The sequence below is a fragment of the Micromonospora inositola genome, from assembly GCF_900090285.1.
GTDB lineage: Bacteria > Actinomycetota > Actinomycetes > Mycobacteriales > Micromonosporaceae > Micromonospora > Micromonospora inositola.
Genome location: NZ_LT607754.1, coordinates 3687300 through 3709334, shown reverse-complemented (window position 1 = coordinate 3709334; position 22035 = coordinate 3687300). Strand labels below are relative to the sequence as shown.

General features: G+C 74.6%; 17 protein-coding genes. 8 read left to right on the top strand and 9 right to left on the bottom strand.

The window, feature by feature from the left end:
- Window positions 1-26: 26 nt before the first annotated feature.
- Complete coding sequence (locus GA0070613_RS33980) at window positions 27-3608, top strand: ATP-binding protein (protein WP_089013326.1); 3582 nt, start codon at window positions 27-29, stop codon at window positions 3606-3608.
- Between the two features lie 7 nt (window positions 3609-3615).
- Here the strand turns inward: GA0070613_RS33980 and GA0070613_RS17775 are convergent, their stop codons facing one another.
- A complete protein-coding gene (locus GA0070613_RS17775) occupies window positions 3616-4317 on the bottom strand; it encodes a lysophospholipid acyltransferase family protein (RefSeq protein WP_089013325.1) in 702 nt (233 codons plus the stop codon).
- A 244-nt stretch (window positions 4318-4561) separates the two neighbouring features.
- On the opposite strand from GA0070613_RS17775, the gene GA0070613_RS17770 reads away from it, so the two are divergent.
- Both GA0070613_RS17770 and GA0070613_RS17765 read left to right on the top strand, forming a co-directional pair.
- Window positions 4562-5413: a hypothetical protein gene (locus GA0070613_RS17770; protein WP_089013324.1), complete on the top strand. Its 852-nt coding sequence runs from the start codon at window positions 4562-4564 to the stop codon at window positions 5411-5413.
- Between the two features lie 174 nt (window positions 5414-5587).
- Window positions 5588-7006 (top strand): alpha,alpha-trehalose-phosphate synthase (UDP-forming), encoded by a 1419-nt coding sequence (locus GA0070613_RS17765; RefSeq protein WP_089016023.1) that lies wholly within the window; start codon window positions 5588-5590, stop codon window positions 7004-7006.
- 11 nt (window positions 7007-7017) lie between these two features.
- Here the strand turns inward: GA0070613_RS17765 and GA0070613_RS17760 are convergent, their stop codons facing one another.
- From GA0070613_RS17760 to GA0070613_RS17735, 6 genes are all read right to left on the bottom strand, one after another.
- Entirely contained in the window at window positions 7018-7818 is an 801-nt protein-coding gene (locus GA0070613_RS17760) for an alpha/beta hydrolase (protein WP_089016022.1), read from the bottom strand.
- 49 nt (window positions 7819-7867) lie between these two features.
- Window positions 7868-9274 (bottom strand): flavin-containing monooxygenase, encoded by a 1407-nt coding sequence (locus GA0070613_RS17755; protein ID WP_089013323.1) that lies wholly within the window; start codon window positions 9272-9274, stop codon window positions 7868-7870.
- Window positions 9275-9417: 143 nt separating this feature from the next.
- Entirely contained in the window at window positions 9418-10116 is a 699-nt protein-coding gene (locus GA0070613_RS17750) for an endonuclease/exonuclease/phosphatase family protein (RefSeq protein WP_089013322.1), read from the bottom strand.
- Window position 10117: 1 nt separating this feature from the next.
- Window positions 10118-11065 (bottom strand): ROK family glucokinase, encoded by a 948-nt coding sequence (locus GA0070613_RS17745; RefSeq protein ID WP_089013321.1) that lies wholly within the window; start codon window positions 11063-11065, stop codon window positions 10118-10120.
- 61 nt (window positions 11066-11126) lie between these two features.
- A complete protein-coding gene (locus GA0070613_RS17740; protein ID WP_089016021.1) occupies window positions 11127-11810 on the bottom strand; it encodes a hypothetical protein in 684 nt (227 codons plus the stop codon).
- Window positions 11811-11850: 40 nt separating this feature from the next.
- Complete coding sequence (locus tag GA0070613_RS17735) at window positions 11851-12306, bottom strand: SRPBCC family protein (RefSeq protein ID WP_089013320.1); 456 nt, start codon at window positions 12304-12306, stop codon at window positions 11851-11853.
- A gap of 190 nt (window positions 12307-12496) precedes the next feature.
- Here GA0070613_RS17735 and GA0070613_RS17730 point away from each other — a divergent pair, with 190 nt between their 5' ends.
- The 5 genes from GA0070613_RS17730 to GA0070613_RS17710 all read left to right on the top strand — a co-directional run bounded on the left by GA0070613_RS17730 (window position 12497) and on the right by GA0070613_RS17710 (window position 19481).
- Window positions 12497-14308, top strand: a complete 1812-nt coding sequence (locus tag GA0070613_RS17730; protein ID WP_089016020.1) for an AMP-dependent synthetase/ligase — start codon at window positions 12497-12499, stop codon at window positions 14306-14308.
- 14 nt (window positions 14309-14322) lie between these two features.
- The gene (locus GA0070613_RS17725; protein WP_089013319.1) at window positions 14323-16014 is read left to right on the top strand and encodes a GAF domain-containing sensor histidine kinase; all 1692 of its coding nucleotides are present in this window, start codon (window positions 14323-14325) and stop codon (window positions 16012-16014) included.
- A 7-nt stretch (window positions 16015-16021) separates the two neighbouring features.
- Window positions 16022-16690 (top strand): response regulator transcription factor, encoded by a 669-nt coding sequence (locus GA0070613_RS17720; protein WP_007072219.1) that lies wholly within the window; start codon window positions 16022-16024, stop codon window positions 16688-16690.
- Window positions 16691-16891: 201 nt separating this feature from the next.
- Window positions 16892-17704 (top strand): SAM-dependent methyltransferase, encoded by an 813-nt coding sequence (locus tag GA0070613_RS17715; RefSeq protein WP_089013318.1) that lies wholly within the window; start codon window positions 16892-16894, stop codon window positions 17702-17704.
- An 82-nt stretch (window positions 17705-17786) separates the two neighbouring features.
- A complete protein-coding gene (locus GA0070613_RS17710) occupies window positions 17787-19481 on the top strand; it encodes a putative bifunctional diguanylate cyclase/phosphodiesterase (protein WP_172876000.1) in 1695 nt (564 codons plus the stop codon).
- A gap of 26 nt (window positions 19482-19507) precedes the next feature.
- On the opposite strand, the gene GA0070613_RS17705 is transcribed toward GA0070613_RS17710, so the two are convergent.
- Both GA0070613_RS17705 and GA0070613_RS17700 read right to left on the bottom strand, forming a co-directional pair.
- Window positions 19508-20632, bottom strand: coding sequence for a glycosyltransferase family 4 protein (locus tag GA0070613_RS17705; RefSeq protein WP_089013316.1), 1125 nt, complete (start codon window positions 20630-20632; stop codon window positions 19508-19510).
- Window positions 20629-21888: a M48 family metallopeptidase gene (locus GA0070613_RS17700; protein ID WP_089013315.1), complete on the bottom strand. Its 1260-nt coding sequence runs from the start codon at window positions 21886-21888 to the stop codon at window positions 20629-20631. The genes GA0070613_RS17705 and GA0070613_RS17700 overlap by 4 nt, the downstream gene beginning before the upstream one ends.
- Window positions 21889-22035: the final 147 nt, after the last annotated feature.

Genomic DNA, 22035 nt, shown 5'->3' with positions numbered 1-22035 from the left:
CCGCGGGGCGGCCGGCAGATCCGCCAGTGGAGGGTGTCATCTCCGCGCAGTGTGACCGTTGTGGACGTACCGCCGCCGACGGCGACCGCTTCTGCGGTGGCTGCGGCGCGGAGCTGGGCGCCGTCTGCCCGCACTGCCTGCGCCCGCTCGCCGCCGACGTGGCGTTCTGCACCTCGTGCGGGGCGGCCCGGAGCGGGGCGCAGCGCCCCGCCGCGGCGCCGCAGGAGGACCGCCGCCGGGTCAGCGTGCTCTTCGTCGACCTGATCGACTTCACGCCGTACGTCGAGCGGGCCGACCCGGAGCAGGTCCGCGGCATGCAGACCGGCTTCTTCTCCGCCGCGAAGCGGGTGGTCGGCCAGTACGGCGGCGTGGTCGAGAAGTACATCGGCGACGCGGTGATGGCGCTCTTCGGCGCCCCGGTGGCCACCGAGACCGACGCGTTGCGCTGCGTACGGGCCGGGTTGGAGCTGCAGCGGGTGCTGACCCGGTTCGCCCCGACCGGCGCCGACAAGCTGCGGTTCCGGGTGGGCGTGGCGACCGGCGAGGCGCTGGTCGACGTGGCCGCCGCCCGGGACGGCGGGCAGGCCATCGTGGCCGGTGACGTGGTCACCACCGCGTCCCGGATGCAGTCGGTGGCGCCGCCCGGCGGGGTGCTGGTCTGCGGCACCACCCACGCGCTGACCAAGGACGCCATCCGCTACTCCGAGCAGCCGCCAGTCACCCTGCGCGGGCGCTCCTCGCCGACCGAGGTCTGGCTGGCGCTGTCCCCGGTCCGCCGGCAGCCGACCGACCGGGAGCCGGACACCACCCCGCTGATCGACCGCGAGCACGAGCTGGGGCTACTGGTCAACGCCCTGCACCGGTCTCTGCGGGACCGGACGCCGCAGGTGGTGACCGTCTTCGGGCGGGCCGGCATCGGCAAGAGCCGGCTGGTCCGCGAGCTGTACCGGCACGCCGGGCGGCTGGTCGACGAGCCGCTGACCTGGCGTACCGGGCGGTGCCCGCCGTTCGGCGAGAACGTCACCTTCGCGGCGCTGGCCGACGTGGTGAAGACCGAGGCGGGCATCCTGGACACCGACCCGGCGCCGACCGCGGCGCAGCGGCTGGCGTCGGCGGTGACCGAGCTGGTCGGCCCCGGGGAGCGGGACCGGATCGTCGACGCCCTGCGCCCGCTGGTCGGACTGACCGGCACCGCGCTGCCGGCGGAGGAGGCCGAGTCGGCGTGGCGGCGGTTCCTGCTGGCGGTGGCCGCGCGCCGCCCCACCGTGCTGGTCTTCGAGGACCTGCACTGGGCCGACGACGCGATGCTGCGCTTCGTCGAGCTGCTCGGCGCGGCCGCCCGGGACGTGCCGCTGCTGCTGCTCTGCACGGCCCGGCCGGAGCTGGTCGACCGGGACCCGAGCTGGGCGGGGACGATCACCGGCTCGGTCACCATCACCCTGCCGCCGCTGCGGGACACCGGCATCGCCTCGCTCTACGCGCACATGTTCGGCCAGGCGGCCTTCTCCGCCGACATGCTCAGCCCGCTGATCGAGGTGGCCGGCGGCAACCCGCTCTACGCCCACGAGTACGTCCGGATGCTGATCGAGCAGGGCGCGCTGCGCCAGTCCGGGCGCGGCTGGTCGCTGGAGAAGCACCTCGACCTGCCGATGCCGGAGAGCGTGCACGCGGTCATCGCCAACCGGGTGGACCTACTCGACGCCAAGGACCGTGCGGTGCTGCTGGCCGCCTCGGTGGTGGGGGTCCAGTTCTGGCCGGGCGCGGTGGCCGCCGCCCTGGGCCTGGCGGTGGAGTCGGTGGAACGGGCGCTGCGCCGGCTGGAGCAGCGCGACTTCGTGCACGAGCAGGCGGCGTCCACGATGGCCGGGCAGCCGGAGTTCCGGTTCCGGCACGTGCTGGTCCGCGACGTCTGCTACCAGCGGCTGCCGCGCACCGAACGGGTGGCCCGGCACGAGCGGACCGCGGACTGGCTGGACGCGCTGTCGCAGAGCCGGGACACCGACCTGGCGGAGGTTCTCGCGCACCACCGGTGGGCGGCGCACGAGATCGCCCGGTCGCTGGGCATGGACACCCACCGGTACGCCGGCCCGGCCCGCGCGGCACTGCACCGGGCGGCCCGCCGGGCGTACGCGCTGCACGGCCTGGACGCGGCCGCCGGCCACGCGGGCCGCGCGCTCGGCCTGGCCGACGACGGCGACCCGGTCGGCCGGCTCCAGCTGGAGCTGCTGAGCACCGAGATCTCGTTCTACCGGGACGGCAACGCCTTCCTGTCCGGGGGCGGGCCGGAGCAGCTGCACACGCTCGCCGAACGGCTGCTCGCCCACGGCGACGACGCCTGCGCCGCCCGGGCGTGGACGCTGCTCGGCCAGGCGGCCTGGCTGCGCGCCGACCGTGGTGCGGCGGTGGCCTGTCTGGACCGTGCGGTGGCGCTGTTCGAGCCGCTGCCGGACAGCGCCCAGAAGGCGGACGCGCACGCCGAACTGGGCCGGCTGCACATGCTCAACTACGAGCGGGACGCGGCGGTCGCGGCGGCCGAGACGGCGGCCGAGATCGGCGAGCGGCTGGGGCTGGCGGAGACCCGCACCAACGCCCGGATCACCGCGGCCACCGCCCGGTACCAGGCCGGCGACCGGGTCGGCCTGGACGAGCTGCACGCGATCGTGGAGTTCAGCCGGGCCCAGCAACTGCTGGCGCTGCCCCGGGCGATGCAGAACCTCGCGTACGCGGTCCGCGAGGAGGGCGACTGGCTGCGCTCGGACGCCCTGCTGTCGGCCGCGCCGGCGCGTACGGCCAGCGGGCAGACGCTGACCACCAGCTATTCCGGCGAGGCGATGCGGGCGTACTTCGACGGAGACTTCGCCCGCCTGCTCGCCGCGGCGGACGCGTTCGTGGACACCCCGACCGGCGGTTGGGACATGCAGGTCCGCGGCCTGCGCTCCTGCCTGCTGGTGCTGCGCGGCCAGCCGGTCCCGCCGGCGCCCCGGCAGCGGGAAGCGGCGGCGGGCGCCGACGCGGCGGCGGCACGGCACCGGGACGACGTGGCCGCCGCGCTGGACACCGCCCGCCGCAGCGGCTTCCATCGGCCGCACTGGACGATGCTCGGCATGGCGGCGCTCTGCCGGGCCCTGCAGGGGCGGGCCGACGAGGCGGCGGCGCTGCTCGACGAGCTGGCCGACTCCTGGTCGGCGGTGCCGGCGCTGGCCAGCGGCGAGTGGATCGCCGCGGCGGCGTACGCGGCGACCCTGGCCGGCCGGGACGCGGCGGTGCGGGTACGCGCGATGCTGGACCGGCTGGGACACCGCACGCCGTGGTCGGAGGCGGCGCTGCGGACGGTCACCGGGGCCGTCGCGGCGGCCGACGGTGCTCACCGGCGCGCCGGTGAGCTGCACCTGGCCGGCGCGGAGATCTACGCGCGGATCCCGGACGTCACCGACCGGATGCTGGCGCTCGCCCTGGCCGCCGCGGAGCTGGACCGGGCCGGTGATCCGGCGGCGGCCGGGACGCCGCTGGCCGAGGTGCGGACCTTCGCCCTGCGCAACGATGCGCCCGGCCTGCTCGCCCTGGCCCGGCATCCGGTCGCCGACACCGGGCCCGCGGTGGCCTGCTGAGGCCCGCTCAGACGGGGACGGGTTCGCTCGGCACGGCCGGCTGGCTCTTCGCCTTCTGCGCGTACATGTCCACGTACTCGCGGCCGGAGAGCTCCATCAGCTCGTACATGATCTCGTCGGTGACCGCGCGCTCGACGAACCGGTCGCCGGCCATCCCGGCGTACCGGGAGAAGTCCAGCGGCGCGCCGAAGCGGATCCGCACCCGCTTGACGTTGGGAATCAGCTGGCCGGGGGGCTGGATCTCGTCGGCGTTGAGCATCGCCATCGGGATCACCGGGGCGCCGCTCTCCAACGCCAGCCGGGCCACCCCGGTCTTGCCCCGGTAGAGGCGGCCGTCGGGCGATCGGGTGCCCTCGGGGTAGATGCCGGCGATGCCGCCGGACCGCAGCACCTTGAGCTGGGTGTCCAACGCGGCGCGGGCGGCGCGGCCGCCGGAGCGGTCGACCGGGATGGTGCCCGCGCTGACGAAGAACATCTTGGTCAGCCAGCCCTTGATGCCCTTACCGAGGAAGTATTCCGCTTTAGCGATGAATGTTACTTTTCGCTTGACGATGAGCGGGGTGAAGATCGAGTCCGAGAAGGAGAGGTGGTTGCTGGCCAGGATGGCCGGGCCCGTCTCCGGGACGTTCTCGAGCCCTTCCACCTGCGGGCGGAAGATCAGCCTCAGCAGCGGGCCGAGGATGATGTACTTCATCAGCCAGTACAGCACCGGTGTCCTTCCAGCGGGGGCGGTGACGCCCGTCACCGGGAGCCCGGCCGGGCCGCCGGCACCCGCCCGGGACCGCGCCCGGGACGCCGTCGGCGAGCGGGACTGTCGGGGATGAGCCTACGAACCGGGAGCGGCACGCCACAACGCACTCCCGGAACCGGGTCCTGACGTGTCACGATTCAGGGCACGGCGTAGGGCGCGTCGCGGCGAGGAGCACCGTCAGGTGCGACGAGGAGGGTGTCCGGTGTCAGCGGGTGGGCCCCGCCGGGGACGGCGGGACAACGGGCTCGACGCGAGCGAGTACGCCGTCGCGGGCGATGTGGATCCGCGCGTCGGCGAGCATCTGCTCGACGTGCTCGCCGCCGGCGGCATCGCCGCGTACCTGCAGCCCTCCGCCGACCTCAACCCGGTGACCCGCACCACCACCGTGCCGTCCCGGCCGGTCGACCGGCTCTACGTCGACCGCTCCCACCTGACCACCGCCCGGGACTACCTCACCCAGCTCGCCGACGAGGGCACCCCCGAGCCGGCCCGGGACGAGCCCGACATCGAGGCCGAGTGGGCCCGGATCGTCGCCGCCTTCGACACCGCGCCGGCCCCCGGGAGCCACCCCTGGCCCGCCGCCGAGGACGTGGACGACCCGGTCGACCCGTCCGAGCCCGCCGGCGGGGCGGCCCCACGCGCCGGGGCCGAGGAGTCCGGCGGCCCGACCGCCACCGACGTCCGGCGCCTGCCGTACGCGGCCGACATCTCCGGGATCTCGGTCAGCCGCGGCCGGCAGGACGAGCCTTCGCTCCTGGACGGCCTGGACACCTTCGGCGCCGACCTGCCGGGGGACGCCGACGAGGAGCACTACACGCCGCCACCGCCGCCCCCGCTGCCCCGCTTCTCGAAGTACGCGGTGGTCGGCGTACTGGCCATCGTCGTCGGGTTCGTGCTCTTCCTCTCCCCGACGGTGCTCCCGGTCAGCGACCCCTCGGTGGTGACGCTGCTCGGCTTCACCGGCATCCTGGCCGGCTTCGTGACCCTGGTCTGGCGACTGCGTCCGGGCGACGACACCGACGACCACGACCCGGACGACGGCGCGGTCGTCTGACCCCGCCCCGGGCGGTCGCCCGGATGCCGGGACGGCGACGGCGCCCGGCCGGTGGCGTAACAGTGGTGTAACTTACGGTCAGTAGGAATACCGCTGTACGTCGCTTCCCTCCTGACTGCCCGGTTCCTCCCCCGCTCGCGGCGGTCGGCCCCTCTGCTGATCGGAATGCCCGAGATGCGACCGAGTCCCCTCGTGGTGGTGGCCAACCGCCTCCCCATCGACGACAGTGTGGCGCCGGACGGCGCCTGCGAGTGGCGCCGCAGCCCGGGCGGCCTGGTGAGCGCACTGCACCCCCTGCTGCGACACACCCCGGCCACCTGGGTCGGCTGGGCGGGCGGCACCGGCCCGGCGCCACACCTGCCGGTGGTGGACGGCGTCCGCATGCACACCGTGCCGCTGACCGCCCATGACCTCCGCGACCACTACGAGGGCTTCGCCAACGCGACCCTCTGGCCGCTCTACCACGACTCGGTGGAGCAGCCCGAGTACCACCGCCGCTGGTGGGAGGCGTACCAGCGGGTCAACCAGCGGTTCGCCGACGCCGCCGCCGAGGTGGCCGAGCCGGGCGCCCTGGTCTGGGTGCAGGACTACCACCTGCAACTGGTCCCCGGCCTGCTCCGGGCGCTCCGCCCCGACCTGCGGATCGGTTTCTTCCTGCACGTGCCGTTCCCGCCACCGGAGCTGTTCATGCAGCTCCCGCGCCGGGCCGAGCTGCTGCGCGGGATGCTCGGCGCCGACCTGATCGGCTTCCAGCGGGCCCAGGCGGCGCACAACTTCGCCCAGCTGGCGACGAAGGTGCTCGACCTGCCGGCGACCGACCGGCGGATCGGCGTCGACGGCCGGGTCGTGCGGATCGGCGCCTTCCCCGTTTCCATCGACACGGCCGAGATGGCCGCGCTCGCCGCCCGGCCGGACGTCGCCGACCGGGCGCGCCGGCTGCGCCAGGACCTCGGCAACCCCGAGCACGTCATCCTCAGCGTCGACCGGATGGACTACACCAAGGGCATCGAGCAGCGGCTCAAGGCGTACAGCGAGCTGCTGGCCAGCGGCGACGTCAAGGTCCGGGACACGGTGCTGGTCCAGGTGGCGGTGCCGAGCCGGGAGCGGGTCGGCCAGTACCAGATCCTGCGGGAACGGGTGGAACGCGAGGTCGGGCGGATCAACGGCGAGTTCGGGCGGGTCGGTGAGCCGGCGATCCACTACCTCACCCAGACCTTCGACCGGGCCGAACTGGCCGCCCTGTACCGGGTCGCCGACGTGATGGCGGTGACCCCGCTGCGGGACGGGATGAACCTGGTCGCCAAGGAGTACGTCGCCGCCCGGGTGGACGACACCGGCGCCCTGCTGCTCAGCGAGTTCGCCGGGGCGGCCACCGAGCTGTCCCGGGCGTTCCTGGTGAACCCGCACGACCTGGAGGGGCTCAAGCAGGAGCTGCTCGCCGCGCTGCGGGCGGCACCGGCCGACGTGGCCGCCCGGATGCGCGCGATGCGGGAGTACCTGCACCGCAACGACATCCACGCCTGGGCGCGGTCCTATCTGAGCGCCCTGAACGAGAGCAGCTCCCTGCTCACCCGGCTCGCCGGGACCGACTGAGACCCGAACGCTCAGCCGGCCGCCGGCGCGGGGTCCTTCTCCAGCCAGTCGAGGATCGCGTCGATCGGCTCCCGCCAGCGGGCGTCGAGCATCAGGTCGTGCCCCATGCCGGGAAAGAGCAGCGGGGCCGAGGCGTACCGGCGGGCGGCCCGGCTCAGCGCGGCGGCCGGCACCACCCGGTCGTCGGGACTGCCCAGCACCAGCACCGGCGGGCGGCCCACCGCCGGCTCGGGCTCCCGGCCGGTCAGCAGCTGCCACTGCGCGCGCCGACCGGCCCGGCCCAGCCGGGCGACGTGGCGGCGGGCCTCGCCGTCCGGCAACTCGCGGCTGAACAGCTGCCGGCGGCTCAGCCGGAGGCCGCCGCCGAAGACCGCCGGCAGGGTGCCAGCGGGATTGCGCCGCAGCGCGTTGCCGAACGTCCCCCAGCCGCCGAGCACCGGCGCCACCAGCACCGCGGCCCGGGCCGGGTAACGGGCCAGCGCGTGCGCCACCACCCGGGCCCCCGCACCGTGCCCCACCAGCACCGCCCGCCGCGGCAGGGCCGCCGCCGCCTGGGTCACGTCATGGGTGTACGACCGCAGCGTCGCCGCCGGCGCCGGCTCGCTGCCGCCGTGGCCGCGCAGGCTGAGCGCGTACGCCGGGAAACCGCGGGACGCGGCGTGCTCCAGCCAGTGCTCGGCGAACGCCCACGCCCCGTGCCCGAACCCGGGCACGAAGAGCAGCGGTGGCCGTCCCTCCTCCAGCTCCGGCACGGCGCTGAGCACCTCGCGACGGGCCGGGCGCTCCGGCCGGGCCCATTCCCGGGCCCGCATGATCCGCACCCGATCGGCGCTCACTGCCGGTCTCCCTCGGTGCCCGCGCTCACTTGGCCTCCAGCTCGTCCAGGGCGCGCTGGACGGCGCGCAGGTAGTCGGCGTGGCCCACCTCGAACCAGTGCCGGGTGCTGTCCTTGACCGCGCCGGAGTAGCGCTCGCCGATGCCGGCGGCGACCCTCCGGTGGAACGCCGCGGCCCGGTCCGGCCGGGTGGCCCGCAGCCGCAGCAGCCGGGCGAAGAGCACGCTCTGCCAGTGCGAGATGGTGAAGACGCCGGAGTCCGGCTGCACCAGGCCGACCACCGCCAGGGTGGGATGCCCGGCGGTGAACTCGTTCAGCCAGAGTCGGGGCCGGCCGACGCCCTCGTCGTCGCCCAGCACCTTCGCCTCCAGGAACTCGAAGCGCGGCAGGTAGCCGGTGGCGAAGATGACCAGTTCGGGATCGATCTCCCGGCCGTCGGTCAGCTCGACCGACCGGTCGTGGAAGCGGGCCAGCTCCGGCACCGGGGTGATCTCGCCGTGCCCGACGTAGTAGACGAGCTGGCTGTTGGCGATCGGGTGGGTCTCGTAGACCCGGTGGTCCGGCTCGGGCAGGCCGAACCGGGTGAGGTCGCCGACGGTCAGCCGCAGCGTCCAGTGGTAGAGCCACTGGCGGACCCGCAGCGGCACCCGCAGCGCGACCAGGGTGTCGTTGACCTGGTCGGCGGGGCGGCCGAGGACGTACTTCGGCGCGTACCAGTAGCCGCGGCGGGTGGAGTGCCAGCAGCGGGAGGCCTGCTGGGCGGCCTCGACCGCGATGTCGCAGCCGGTGTTGCCGGCGCCGACCACCAGCACCCGCTTGCCGCGCAGCTGCGCCGGGTCCTTGTAGGACGAGGCGTGCATCACCTCGCCGCGGAACCCCTCCAGCCCCTCGTAGCGGGGCAGCTTGGGCGACCAGTTGTGCCCGTTTGCGACGACCACCGCCGCGTACCGGGAGGTGCGCTCCGGGCCGTACCCGCCGGTGCTGCGGGTGGTGACGTCCCAGCGGTCCCCCTCGACCGGCTCCACCCGGACCACCTCGGTGCCGAACCAGATGTGCCGGCGCAGGTCGAAGTGGTCGGCGTACCGCTCGAAATAGGAGAGCAGCTGGCTGTGGTGCGGGTAGTCCGGCCAGTCGTCCGGCATCGGGAAGTCGGGGAACTGGGTGAACGGCCGAGACGAGATGAGGTGGGTGCTGGCGTAGACCGGGCTGCGGTCGTGCCGCCAGTTCCAGGCCCCGCCGACGCCGGTCTCCCGCTCGTAGCAGTCCACGCCGAAGCCGTGCTCGGCGAGGTTCTTCACCGCGGTGAGGCCACTGGCCCCGGCCCCGATGACGCAGACCGTGTCACCCCGGTCCGAGACCGGGCGGCCGTCCCGGGTGAGGGCGGACGTCGCCGCCGGAGGATCGGGGCGGCCGAGGTCGGTGGAGGAGGACACCGGGGAATCTCCTTATGTACGGCACGGCGTGCCGGGTCGCTGCGAAATCCTGCCGACAACTCCCGCCGTTGTCCAGCCCGGCCCCGCCGGCCGCGGCCGGCGGGGCCGCACGGCAGGCGTCGAGCAGCCGGGTGACCGGCGACTCAGCCGGCGGGCAGCAGCAGGTCCACCAGGACCGGGAAGTGGTCGCTCGCCCGGCGGGTCAGCGGCGTGTCCACCACGTCGTAGTCGACCACGGTGACCCGCGGGTCGACGAAGAGGGCGTCGATCCGGCGGCGCGGGTCGACACAGGGGTAGGTGTGCCGGTCGGCCCGGTCGGCGGCGACCGCGGCGTCGGTCAGTCCCGCCGCGACGGTCCGCCAGGCGGGCCCGTCCGGCCCCTCGTTGAGGTCGGCGCCGGCGATCACCGGCAGCGTGGCGGCGGCCAGCTCCCGCTTGAACGCCGCCGCCTGGGCCGGCCGCTCCGCCGGGTCGGTGGACAGGTGCGAGCCGGCCAGCAGGAACCGCGCCGCGCCGACCTGGCATTCGGCGTACGCGGCGCCGCGCAGGTGCCGGCCCGGGGTCAGCGGGTAGCGCTGGCAGCGGGTGCCGCGCACCCGGACCCGGAGGCTGGTCAGCAGCAGGTTGCCCAGCGACGGCAGGCCGCCGGCGGCGACCACCAGCCCGAACGACTCGGCCAGCGTGGCCGACTTCTGCCGCCACCGGAACCGCCGCGGCGCCTCCTGCACGATCACCACGTCCGGCGCGGCCGCCCGCACCACCACGGCCAGCGCGGCCGCGTCGTCGCGCTGGCTGTGGATGTTGTACGACACCACCCGCAGCGGCACGCCCTGGCCCGGCACCTCAGCGCCGGCGGGCGAGATCGGCAGCGCCGATGACGCCGGCGGTGTTGCCGAGCTCGGCCGGGCGGATCTCGGCCACCGGGAGCCGGCTGCGCTGGGCGAGGGCGTCGGTGTACGACCGGCGGGTCGGGCCCATCAGCAGGTCGCCGGCGTCGATGACGCCACCGCCGACGACGAGCAGCTGCGGGTCGAGGATCTGCGCCATGTCCGCGAGGCTCGTGCCGAGCCAGCGCCCGACCTGGGCGAACGCCTCGGCGGAGACCGGGTCGCCGCCCTTGGCGGCCGCGGTCACCATCGGCCCGGTGATCGCCTCGGCCTCACCGCCGGCCAGCTCCAGGAGCGCGGTGGCCCGGTGCGGTTCCTGGCGGGCGGCGGCGCGGGCGAAGCGGACCAGGGCGCTGCCGCTGGCGTACTGCTCGATGCAGCCCAGCCGGCCGCAGCCACACTGGTGACCGTCCGGCACGGTGAGCATGTGCCCCAGCTCGGCCGCAATGCCGTGCGCGCCACGGACCAGCTCGCCGCCGAGCACGATGCCGCCGCCCACCCCGGTGCCGATGGTGAACATGACCATCGAGTCCTCGGCGTCCCGGGCGGCGCCGTAGCGGAACTCCGCCCAGGCGGCCACGTTGGCGTCGTTCTCCACGATCACCGGCAGGCCGGTGGCGGTGCTGACGTACTCGCGCAGCGGCTCGTCCCGCCAGGCCAGGTTGGGGGCGAAGAGGACGGTGGAGCGGCTGGCGTCGATCCAGCCGGCCGCGCCGATGCCGACCCCCTCGACGGTGTGGCCGGTGGCCAGCTCGGTGACCAGCTCGATGATGACGTCCCGGGTCTTGGCCACGTCGTCGGCGGGGGTGTCCCGTCGGGCCTGCACGAGAACCTTGCCGGTGTCGTCAACGACACCGCCGGCCACCTTCGTGCCACCGACGTCGACTCCAATGGTCAGCGTCACCGCTGCCACTCCCCTCTGCTGTGCTGCCCGAACCGCCGTGCAAGGTCGGGATGTCCGGTGGTCAGGCCCCGTCGCCTGGTGCGTCCTCGCCCACCTCGCCGGACGCCCGCGAGGCGGGCACCACGGGACGGCCGGCCGGCGGCCGGGTCACCGGCACGTCCGGCCCGCCAGCATCGGCGGGCGGCACGACGGCACCCGGATCGGTCGCGCCCTCCCCCCGGGTGGCGGCGGACCACACGTCCTGCTCGGGTGCCGGCTGAGAATCATGCCCGGTACGGGTGGCCTCGCGCCACACGTGGTCCCCCGCCGCTGCGCCGGCGGCCGGTCCGGCCGACCCACCGGCGGCGGCCGGTGAGGTCGGGCGGGTGGGCTCGGCCGGGGCGAAGGCGCGCAGCAGGCTGGCCACCCCCGCGGCCAGGTCCCCGGCTCCGGTCGCCAGCCGCTCGGCGAATTCGGGACTCGGATCGCGCAACGCGGCGATACCCCGGCAGACCGGGCAGACGCAGCACTCGGCCGAGCCGGTGGCGAAACCGGCGGCCCCGGAGCCGGCGCCGGACGGCGGGCCGTCCCCGCCGCCGGTCCGGCCGGTGCCGGCACTGTGACCGAGGACACCCGAGAGGATCCCACCGAGCGGACCCCAGGGCCCGGCCCCGGGATTCGAACCGGTCAGCCGGGCGGTCGCCAGCAGCATGGCGACCAGACGTTCCGCCTCTTCCCGGGCCGAACCCGGATCCGTACTCCCCATGGTCGGCTCCTCTACCGTGCAGACCGGGTCGCCGGTCGGGTCAGTGGGCCGCACCGGGTGCTTCTACCCGGCGCTTGAGCTGCTTCAACGCGGTATCCATGATCATTTTCTCGGCCTTGCGCCGAAACATGCCGAGCATCGCCACGGAGAGCTCCACCTCGAGCGTGTACGTCACGGTCGTGGTGCCGTCCGGGTTGCCGACCAGGTCGTACGAGCCGCGCTGGGCCTTCTGCATCTTCGAGGGCTCGACCAGGTGCCACTCGATCCGGGAGACGTCCTCGGCGTACTCGTAGGCCAGCACGTACTCGTCGGCCAGCACGCCGGCGTCGATGGTGAACCGGACCTGGCTGGCGTACCCGTCCTCGTACTCCTCGACCACCTCCGCCCGCCGCACCGCTTCGGTCCACTCGGGGTAGCTGGGGAAGTCGCAGATGACCGCCGCCACCTGGTCCGGTGGCGCGCCGATGATGATCGACTGGGTGGAGGAGTCCGCCATGGGGGGAGGCTACCCGGCGGCGGCCCCGCGCGCGTCGCTCCACCCCGCGCCGCCGAAGTCGGCGGCGCGGGCCCGGCGTCCCACCAGCCGGGCGGGCAACCTCCCTACCTCACCCGCCGGGGTGGACGGGTAGGTTTCGACAGAGCCGACCACGGCCGGCCCCGGCCAGTGCGAGCACGAGGGAGTGCAGGTGCGCGAGTTCTCCGTTCCGCCCATCGTCACCGTCGGCGACGCGGCAAACCTGACCGACCCGGTCTGGGACAACGCCGAGGTCGCCCCGGACAGCGTGCAGTTCGTCCGGCGGGCGCCGGCCGGCGCCGAGGGCCGGGCCTGGGTGGACGTGACCTGCCGGCAGTTCCGCGACGAGGTCGTCGCCGTGGCCCGCGGCCTGGTCGCCGCCGGCATCTCCCCCGGTGGCCGGGTCGCCCTGATGAGCCGCACCCGCTACGAGTGGACGCTGCTCGACTACGCCATCTGGGCGGCCGGCGCGGTCACCGTGCCGATCTACGAGACCTCCAGCGCCGAGCAGGCCGCCTGGATCCTCGCCGACTCCGGCGCGGTCGCCGCGGTGGTGGAGTCCACCGGCCACGCCACCCTGGTCGCCGGCGTCCGCGACCGCCTGCCGGAGCTGCGCCAGGTCTGGCAGATCGACCTGGGCGCGGTGGACGAGCTGGTCGCCGCCGGCGAGTCGGTCGACCCGGCCGAGATCCAGGTACGCCGCAAGACGGTGAAGGCCGGCGACGTGGCGACGATCATCTACACCAGCGGCACCACCGGCCGCCCGAAGGGCTGCGTGCTGACCCACCGCAACATGTACGCCGACATCGCCAACGCGGTGCCGGTGCTGCCGAACCTGTTCCGCCCGGGTGCCTCCACCCTGCTCTTCCTGCCGCTCGCGCACGCGTTCGCCCGGCTCATCCAGATCGGCGTGGTGCAGGCCCGGGCCACCATGGCGCACTGCGCCGACACCAAGGACCTGGTCGGCGAGCTGCAGGAGTTCAAGCCGACCTTCGTGCTCTCCGTGCCCCGGGTCTTCGAGAAGGTCTACAACGGGGCCCGGCAGAAGGCCGAGGCGGACGGCAAGGGCAAGATCTTCGACCGGGCCGAGAAGGTCGCCATCGCGTACAGCGAGGCGCTGGAGACCGCCGACGGGCCCGGCCTGGCGTTGCGCGCCCAGCACGCGGCCTTCGACAAGCTGGTCTACCGCAAGCTGCGGGCCGCGCTCGGCGGCCGCTGCCGCGACGCGATCTCCGGGGGCGCCCCGCTCGGCGCGCGGCTCGGGCACTTCTTCCGGGGCATCGGGGTGACCATCTGCGAGGGCTACGGGCTCACCGAGACCTCCCCCGCCGCCGCCGCGAACCTGCCCACCGGCACCAAGATCGGCACGGTCGGTCGTCCGCTGCCCGGCGTGACCATCCGGATCGACGACGACGGCGAGATCCTGATCTCCGGCGACCTGGTCTTCCAGGGCTACTGGCACAACGAGGCGGCCACCGCCGAGGCGCTGACCAGCGACGGCTGGTTCCGCACCGGCGACCTGGGCCAGCTCGACGAGGACGGCTACCTGAGCATCACCGGCCGCAAGAAGGAGATCATCGTGACCGCCGGCGGCAAGAACGTCGCCCCGGCCATCCTGGAGGACCAGGTCCGCGCGCATTCGCTGATCAGCCAGTGCGTGGTGGTCGGCGACCGGCAGCCGTTCATCGCGGCGCTGGTCACCATCGACGAGGAGGCGCTGCCGAAGTGGCTCGCCGCGCAGGGTCGGCCGGAGGCGACCACGGTCGCCGAGCTGCGGGACGACGAGACGCTGCGGGCCGAGGTGCAGGACGCGGTCGACCAGGCCAACCAGTCGGTCTCCAAGGCCGAGGCGATCAAGGTCTTCCGGATCCTGCCACAGGACTTCACCGAGGCCACCGGCGAGCTGACCCCGTCGCTGAAGGTCAAACGGCAGGTCGTGCACAAGACGTACGCGGCGGAGATCGCCGACATCTACCGAGGCTGACTACGATCCGTCACGTGCCCGCCTCCACACCCAGCCAGCCCCAGACGCAACCCCTCGCCGCGGCCGCGCGCGCGGTCCTGCTCACGCTGGTCGCCGTCCTCACCCTGTTCGCCACCCGCGACGTCGCCCAGCTCTGGTGGATAGCCCTGCTGGGCGTCGCCGGGCTGCCGGCCGTCCTCGCCCCCCAGCATCGGCTGCTCGGCCCGCTCAGCCGGTTCGCCGAGGTGGTCGTCCTCGGGCTGGCCGCCAGCCAGGTCGCCGCCGACACCCACCTGACCGGCGTGACCGGCGGGCTGGGCGCCTCGGCCGTGCTGCCGTACCTCGCCGTGCCGGTGACCGTGACGGCACTGCGCCGCCGGTTCACCGAGGGCGCGGCGCTGCTCGCGGTCGCCGCGGCCACCCTGCTGGTCGCCGCGGCGCTCACCGAGGTCCACGGCGCCCGCCAGGTCACCGAGCCCGGCTACCTCGCGGTCTGCGCGCAGTGGCTGATCCTCGCCGCGCTCGGCCTGTACACCGCCCGCACCCTGCAGCGGGTGATGCGGGTCCGCGGCGAGGGCAAGCCCCAGCCGTACGCCGAGGCCACCCGGCTGCTGACCCAGCTCCGTACGGTCGCCCGCCAGCTGCCCGGGGCCACCCTCGACCCGGGTGGCATCTCCGAGCACCTGCTGGAGGAGCTGCGGGTGGTGGCGAAGACCGACCGTGGCGCGGTGCTCTCCGCCAGCGGCGGCGGCCGGCTGGTGGTGCTCGCCCAGGTCGGCGTGGACCGGGTCGACTGGGAGACCACGCTCGACGCGGACTCGGCGATCGCGGACGCCTGGGCCAGCCAGCAGGCACAGACCTCGGCCCGCTCCCAGTCCCGCTCGCACCGCGGCGGGGAGGTCTCCGCGCTGATCGTGCCGCTGGTCGCCGGGGTCCGGACGGTCGGCCTGGTGGTCCTCGAGGCGGACGCCGGGCACGCCTACCCGCCGCCGGTGGTGGCCCGGGTGACCGCGCTGACCGGGCCGGCGGCGCTGCGGCTGGAGGCCGCCCTGCTCTTCGACGAGGTGCGGTCGCTGGCCACCAACGAGGAGCGGCAGCGGCTGGCCCGGGAGATCCACGACGGGGTCGCCCAGGAGCTGGTGATGGTCGGCTACGGCATCGACAACGCGCTGGCCACGGTGCACGACGACGCGGAGGAGACCGCCGACTCGCTGCGGACCCTGCGCCAGGAGGTGACCCGGGTGATCACCGAGCTGCGGCTGAGCCTGTTCGAGCTGCGCAGCGAGGTGGACCGGCACGGTGGCCTGGCCGCCGCGATCGCCGAGTACGCCCGCACGGTGGGCGCGTCCGGCGGCCTGCGGGTGCACCTGTCGCTGGACGAGTCGACCGCCCGCCTGCCCGCCGCCACCGAGGCCGAGCTGCTGCGGATCGCCCAGGAGGCGGTGACCAACGCGCGCAAGCACGCCGGGGCGTCCAATCTGTGGGTCACCTGTGAGGTGGACCCCCCGTACGCCCAGATCGAAGTGTCGGATGATGGTCACGGCATCGGTGATCAGCGCCCGGACGGGCACTACGGGCTTGCGATCATGGCGGAGAGGGCGGAACGTATCCGGGGCCGGCTGGAGATCAGACCGCGACAACCCAGCGGGACGACCGTGGCGGTGGTACTCGGCTCCTCACCCCGGCGCGATAAGGTGCGCGGCAGCACAGCAGCAGAAGGGGAGTAACCCGAGGATGACCACTAGTCCGACACCGGCCACCCGTACCAAGGTTCTCCTTGTCGACGATCACGACCTGATCCGCAAGGGCCTGCGGCACGCGTTCGAGCGGGACCGGCAGTTCGAGGTCGTGGGCGAGGCCGCCACGGCCGCGGAGGGTGTACGCCAGGCCGGCGCGCTCCAGCCGGACGTGGTGATCATGGACCTGCGGCTGCCCGACGGCAGCGGGCTGGAGGCCACCCGAGCGCTCCGCAAGTCCAGCGCGTCGATGGGCATCGTCGTGCTCACCATGTACGCCGGCGACGACCAGCTCTTCGGTGCCCTGGAGGCGGGAGCGAGCGCGTTCGTGCCGAAGACCGCCCCGGCCGACGAGGTGGTGGCGGCCGCCCGGCACGCCGCCTCCTCCCCCAGTGCCTTCACCGCGGCCGACCTGGCCGAGGCGATGAAGCGCCGGCTGGCCCCGTCCGGGCCGCAGCTCTCCCCGCGCGAGGGGCAGGTGCTGCGGCTGCTCGCCGACGGCATGAGCGTGGCAGGCATCGCCAAGCAGCTCTTCGTCAGCGAGTCGACCGCCAAGACGCACATCTCGAAGCTCTACGAGAAGCTGGGCGCCGCCAACCGGGCCCAGGCGCTGATGACCGCGCTGCGGCTCGGTCTGCTGGAGGCCCCGGACGCCCCCAAGTTCTAAAGGCTCCGACAGCTCACCGCAGCGGCCCGCGTCCGTCCCGGACCGGGCCTCTGCGGCATTCCGGGCGGTTGCGGTTGCGTACGGTGAAAGGTCGACCGCGCAGAGACCGCGGTCTTTGCACCGCGACAGCGGCCGGGCAGAATACCCGGGTGGCCCACGTGGCCGCGGATTTCACGCGCTGGCGACACAAAGGGGCAAGGCATGCAGCGGCCGGACTGGGCACCCGACACGATCGACATCGAGCGCCCCAGCGTGGCCCGCATGTACGACTACTACCTCGGCGGCTCGCACAACTTCGCCGCCGACCGGGCGGCGGCCCGGGCCATGGTGGACGCGGTGCCCGAGGCCCCGCTGATGGCCCAGGCCAACCGGGCCTTCCTGCGCCGCGCGGTGCAGTTCCTGGCCGACGCCGGGGTACGCCAGTTCCTCGACATCGGTTCCGGCATCCCCACCGTCGGCAACGTGCACGAGATCGCCCAGCGGATCGACCCGGAGTCGCGGGTGATCTACGTCGACGTCGACCCGGTGGCGGTGGCGCACAGCCGGGAGATCCTCAACGGCAACGACCGGGCCACCGTCATCCAGGAGGACCTGCGCCGGCCGGAGGCGATCCTGGGTCATCCCGAGGTCACCAAGCTGCTGGACTTCTCCCAGCCGGTCGCGGTGATGATCGTGGCGGTGCTGCACTTCATCCCGGACTTCGACCGGCCGGAGGAGATCCTGCGGACGCTGCGGGCGGCCCTGGCGCCCGGGAGCTACCTGGTGATGTCGCAGGCCAGCGACGACGGCCGCGGCGAGACCGGTGAGCGGGCGAAGGCGGAGCGGGTCTACCGCCGCACCGACAACCAGCTCTGGATCCGCAGCCGGGCCGAACTGACCGCGCTCTTCGACGGCTTCGAGCTGGTCGACCCGGGCGTGGTCTGGGTCCCGCAGTGGCGGCCGGAGTCCCCGGAGCAGGCGGAGAACGCGGAGCAGGCGGTCTTCATGGGCGGCGTCGGGCGTCTCGGTGGGTGACGGGGCCTCCGGGGCCCGCTCCTGCCCCGGCGCCTTCGCCCGGGCCTGGGCCAAGGCGGTCTCCGGGACGAGCTACCTGCCGATGACCCAGGCCCAGCTGGAGGCCCTGCTGCAACGGCTCACCGAGCGGCTGGCCGTGGCGATCCAGGCCGAGCCGTTCGACCTGCGGATCGGCCAGCAGGTCGGCGCCGAGCTGGTGTCGGCGCACATCGCCTCGGCGGAGGGGCTCGGCCGGACCATCGAGGTCATCCAGCTCCGCCTGGTCCGCGACCTCGGGCTGGTCGCAGACGACGTCGAGGACCGGATGGCCCGGCTGCTGGCCACCGTGGCCACCGGGTACGCCCGCGCAGTGCGGGACCGGACGCTGGACGAGCAGGAATCCATCCGGCGGGCCGCGATGGTGGCCCGGGCGCAGGCCGAACGGGCGCTGCGGGACAGCGAGGCCCGGTTCCGGCACCAGGCCACCCACGACCCCCTCACCGACCTGCCCAACCGCACCCTGTTCACCGAACGGCTCTCCGCCGCCATCGACGAGCCCGGCCGGGGCGCCGACCGGATCGGCGTCTGCTTCCTCGACCTGGACCGGTTCAAGGTGGTCAACGACTCCCTCGGCCACCAGGTCGGCGACTCGCTGCTGGTGTCGGTGGCGCAGCGGCTGCGCCGGGCCGTCGGCGAGCGCCTGGTCGCCCGGCTCGGCGGGGACGAGTTCGTGATCCTGGTCGAGCGGACCGCCGGCACCGACGACGCGGTCAAGGTCGCCGAGGCGGCCCTCGCGGCGGTGAGCGAACCGGCCCTGGTGGACGGTCACGAGCTGACCGTGTCGGCGAGCATCGGCATCGTCGAACGGCAGGTGGCCGGCACCTCGCCGGGTGAGCTGATGCGGGCCGCCGACAGCACGCTGCACTGGGCCAAGGCGGCCGGCGGCGCCCGCTGGGCCCTGTTCGACGCCGACCGCAACCGTCGCGAGCTGGCCCGGTACGCCCTGTCGGCGGCCATCCCCGCCGCCCTCGACCGGGGCGAGTTCTATCTGGACTACCAACCCCTGACCTCGCTACGGAACGGGCGGGTGCTCGGCATGGAGGCGCTGGTCCGCTGGCGCCACCCCGAGCTGGGTGTGCTCCGGCCGGACAGCTTCATCGGGCTGGCCGAGGAGACCGGGTTGATCGTCCGGCTCGGCGGTTGGGTGCTGGCCGAGGCCTGCCGGGAGGCGGAGCGCTGGTCGGCGGGGCACGACGACCCGCCGTTCGTCAGCGTCAACCTCGCCGTCCGCCAGGTGCGCCGCCCCGGCCTGGTGCAGGAGGTGCGGGGCGTGCTCCGGCAGACCGGACTGCCCCCGGAACGGCTTCAGCTGGAGATCACCGAGAGCACCATGATGAGCGCGGCCGAGGAGCCGGTACGGGCCCTGCGGGTGCTGGCCGGCCTCGGGGTGCGGATCGCCATCGACGACTTCGGCACCGGCTACTGCAACCTCGCCTACCTGCGGGACCTGCCGGTGACCGAGCTGAAGGTGGCCGGCGAGTTCGTGGCCGGCCTACGCGCCCCGGCCGGCGACCCGGGCTGCCGTACCGACGAGCGGATCCTCGCCTCGCTGGTGTCCCTGGCGCACGCCCTGGACCTGACCGTCACCGCCGAGGGCGTGGAGACCGCCGACCAGGCCGACCGGCTGCGGACGATCGGCTGCGACGCCGGCCAGGGCTGGCACTTCGGGCGCCCGGCCCCCGCCGACCGTACCCTCGCCCACCTTGGCCTGACCGCGGACGCCCCTGGCGGTCGGTGATCCCGCGGGAGGCGGCGCGCCGGAGGTCAGCCGGCGAGCAGGGCGGCCATCCGCTGCGCCTGGGTCTCCCAGCGCCACTCGCGCTCCACCCAGGCCCGGCCGGCCGCGCCGAGCTGGCGGGCCAGGTCCCGGTCGGCGAGCAGCGTCGCCACCCGGTCGGCGAGCTGGGCGACGTCCCGACCCCGGACCACGTAGCCGGTCTCCCCCTCACGGACCGCGTCCGGCGCGCCGCCGGAGTCGCCGGCCACCACCGGCAGCCCGGTCGCGCTGGCCTCCAGGTAGACGATCCCCAGGCCTTCGACGTCCAGGCCGCGGTTGCGGGTGCGGCACGGCATGGCGTACACGTCGCCGGCCGCGTAGTGCGCCGGCAGTTCCGCCGACGGCACCGAGCCGGTGAAGACCACGTCCCGCTCCACTCCCGTCTGGCGGGCCAGCTTCTCCAGGTACGCCCGGTAGGGACCCCCGCCGACGATCAGCAGTGCGGCGTCGGGCACCCGCCGGCGGATCTCCGGCATCGCCCGGATCAGCATGTCCTGGCCCTTGCGCGGCACCAGCCGGGACACGCAGACCACCACCGGCCGGTCGGCCAGGCCCAGCCGGACCCGGACCGGCTCCCCGTCGACGGACGGGTGGTAGGTGTCCACGTCCACCCCCGGCGCCAGCCGGCGCAGCTCGGTCACCCCGTCCAGCACCCGGGCCAGCCGCACCCGGGTGTACTCCCCCAGGTAGGTGGTGACGTCCACGCCCCGGCCGATCCGGCGCAGCGCGGCGCGGGCGCCGGGCAGCGCCGCCCAGCCGACCTCGTGGCCGTGGGTCAGGGCCACCGCCCGCCGGATCCCGGCCCGCCGGCGCAGCCCCGCCGCGAGCAGCCCCAGCGGGGCCGCCGCGCCGAACCAGACCGTGTCGCAGTCGTACGCGCGGGCCAGTTTCGCCGCCCGCCGGGCGATCAGCGGGGTGGGCAGCAGCACGCGGGTGCGTTCCCGGACCACCTCGAAGGGCTGGTCGGCGTCGAACTTCTCGGCGCCCCGCCAGCTCGACGCGTACACCACCACCGAGCCGGCGGGCTGGCGCACCGCGAGCTGGTGCACGAAGGACTGGATGCCGCCGGGGCGGGGCGGGAAGTCATTGGTGACCAGCAACGTCCGGCTCATCGGCCGCTCTCCCTGGCGTAGGCGCGGGCGGCGGCCATCCGCTCCACGGTGGACGGATGCGAGGCCGACCAGAGGTACTCCCAGCGGGGCGGGTCGGGGTCCGCCAGGTTCACCCCGGCCAGCCGGCGCTGCATCGCCTCGAAGGTCGCGGGATCGCCGGTCAGGGCGAGCGCGTGCGCGTCGGCCCGGGCCTCCACCCGCCGGGAGACCAGCGCCTGGACCGGCGCGGCGACCAGCCCGACGACCGTGACCAGCGCGATCAGCAGCGGGAAGGCGCGCGGCTCGGCCACGGAGTCGACCCCGGCCAGCCGCAGCAGCGGCGCCCAGGAGCCGATCAGGTAGAGCGCGACCACCGCGGCCGCGGCGCCCAGCGCCCCGGTCAGGGTGCCGACCCAGACATCCCGGTCCTTCGCGTGCCCCAGCTCGTGGGCGACCACGCTGGTCACCTCGGCCGGGGTCGCCTCGCGCAGCAGGGTGTCGTAGACCACCACCCGCCGGGTCGGCCCCAGCCCCGAGACGTACGCGTTGACCGCCTTGGTACGCCGGGACGCGTCGGCGACCAGCACGTCGCGCACCGGCACGCCGTCCCGGGCGGCCAACGTGATCAGCTCGCTGCGCAGCGGGCCCTGCTCCATCGGGGTGAACCGGTTGAACACCGGCTCGACCAGCACCGGGAGCACGAACGACAGCAGCACCACCAGTCCGGCCGCGCCCGCCGCCCCGAACGCCCACCACCAGCGCGGCGCGATCCGGATGACGGTGTAGAAGCCGAGCAGCGCGAGCCCGCCGATGACCGCGCTGACCGCGTACGACTTGAGCAGGTCGACCGCCCAGCCGCCCCAGCCCTGGGTGCTCAACCCGTAGCGGGTCAGCACGGTCTGCCGCCAGGCGGCGAAGGGCAGGGTGAGCAGGTCGGCGAGGAGCATCACGGCCAGCCCGCCGAGCACCGCCCGGGCGGTCCAGTGGCCGCCGAACGGCCGGCCGGCCAGCTCGACCAGGCGGCTGCCGAGCGGGGTCAGCCCGAGCAGGAGGGCCACCGCCAGGCCGACGGCCAGGGCGCCGTACCCGCCGGGGCGCAGCGCGGCGTGGAAAGCCCGGCCGCGGGTCACCTGGTCGACCGGGAGGGACCGCAGCGCGGCGAGCTGGTCGGCGCGGGGCGCCGGCGGGCGGTGCCAGGGGATCAGCAGGGCGCCGGCGACGAGCAGCGCCACGACCAGCCCGGCCAGGGTCAGCACCGCCCAGCCGCGGGCGGTCATACCGACACCTCGCGCGCCGGTCCGCCGCCACCACGCCGTAACCGCGTCATGCCGCCGCTCCCTCCCGCCGTGAGCGCCCATCCTATTGCCCGCCCGGCCGCCGCCCGCACGGCCTCCGCGCGCCGGGACGGGCGGTAGAACGGCGGC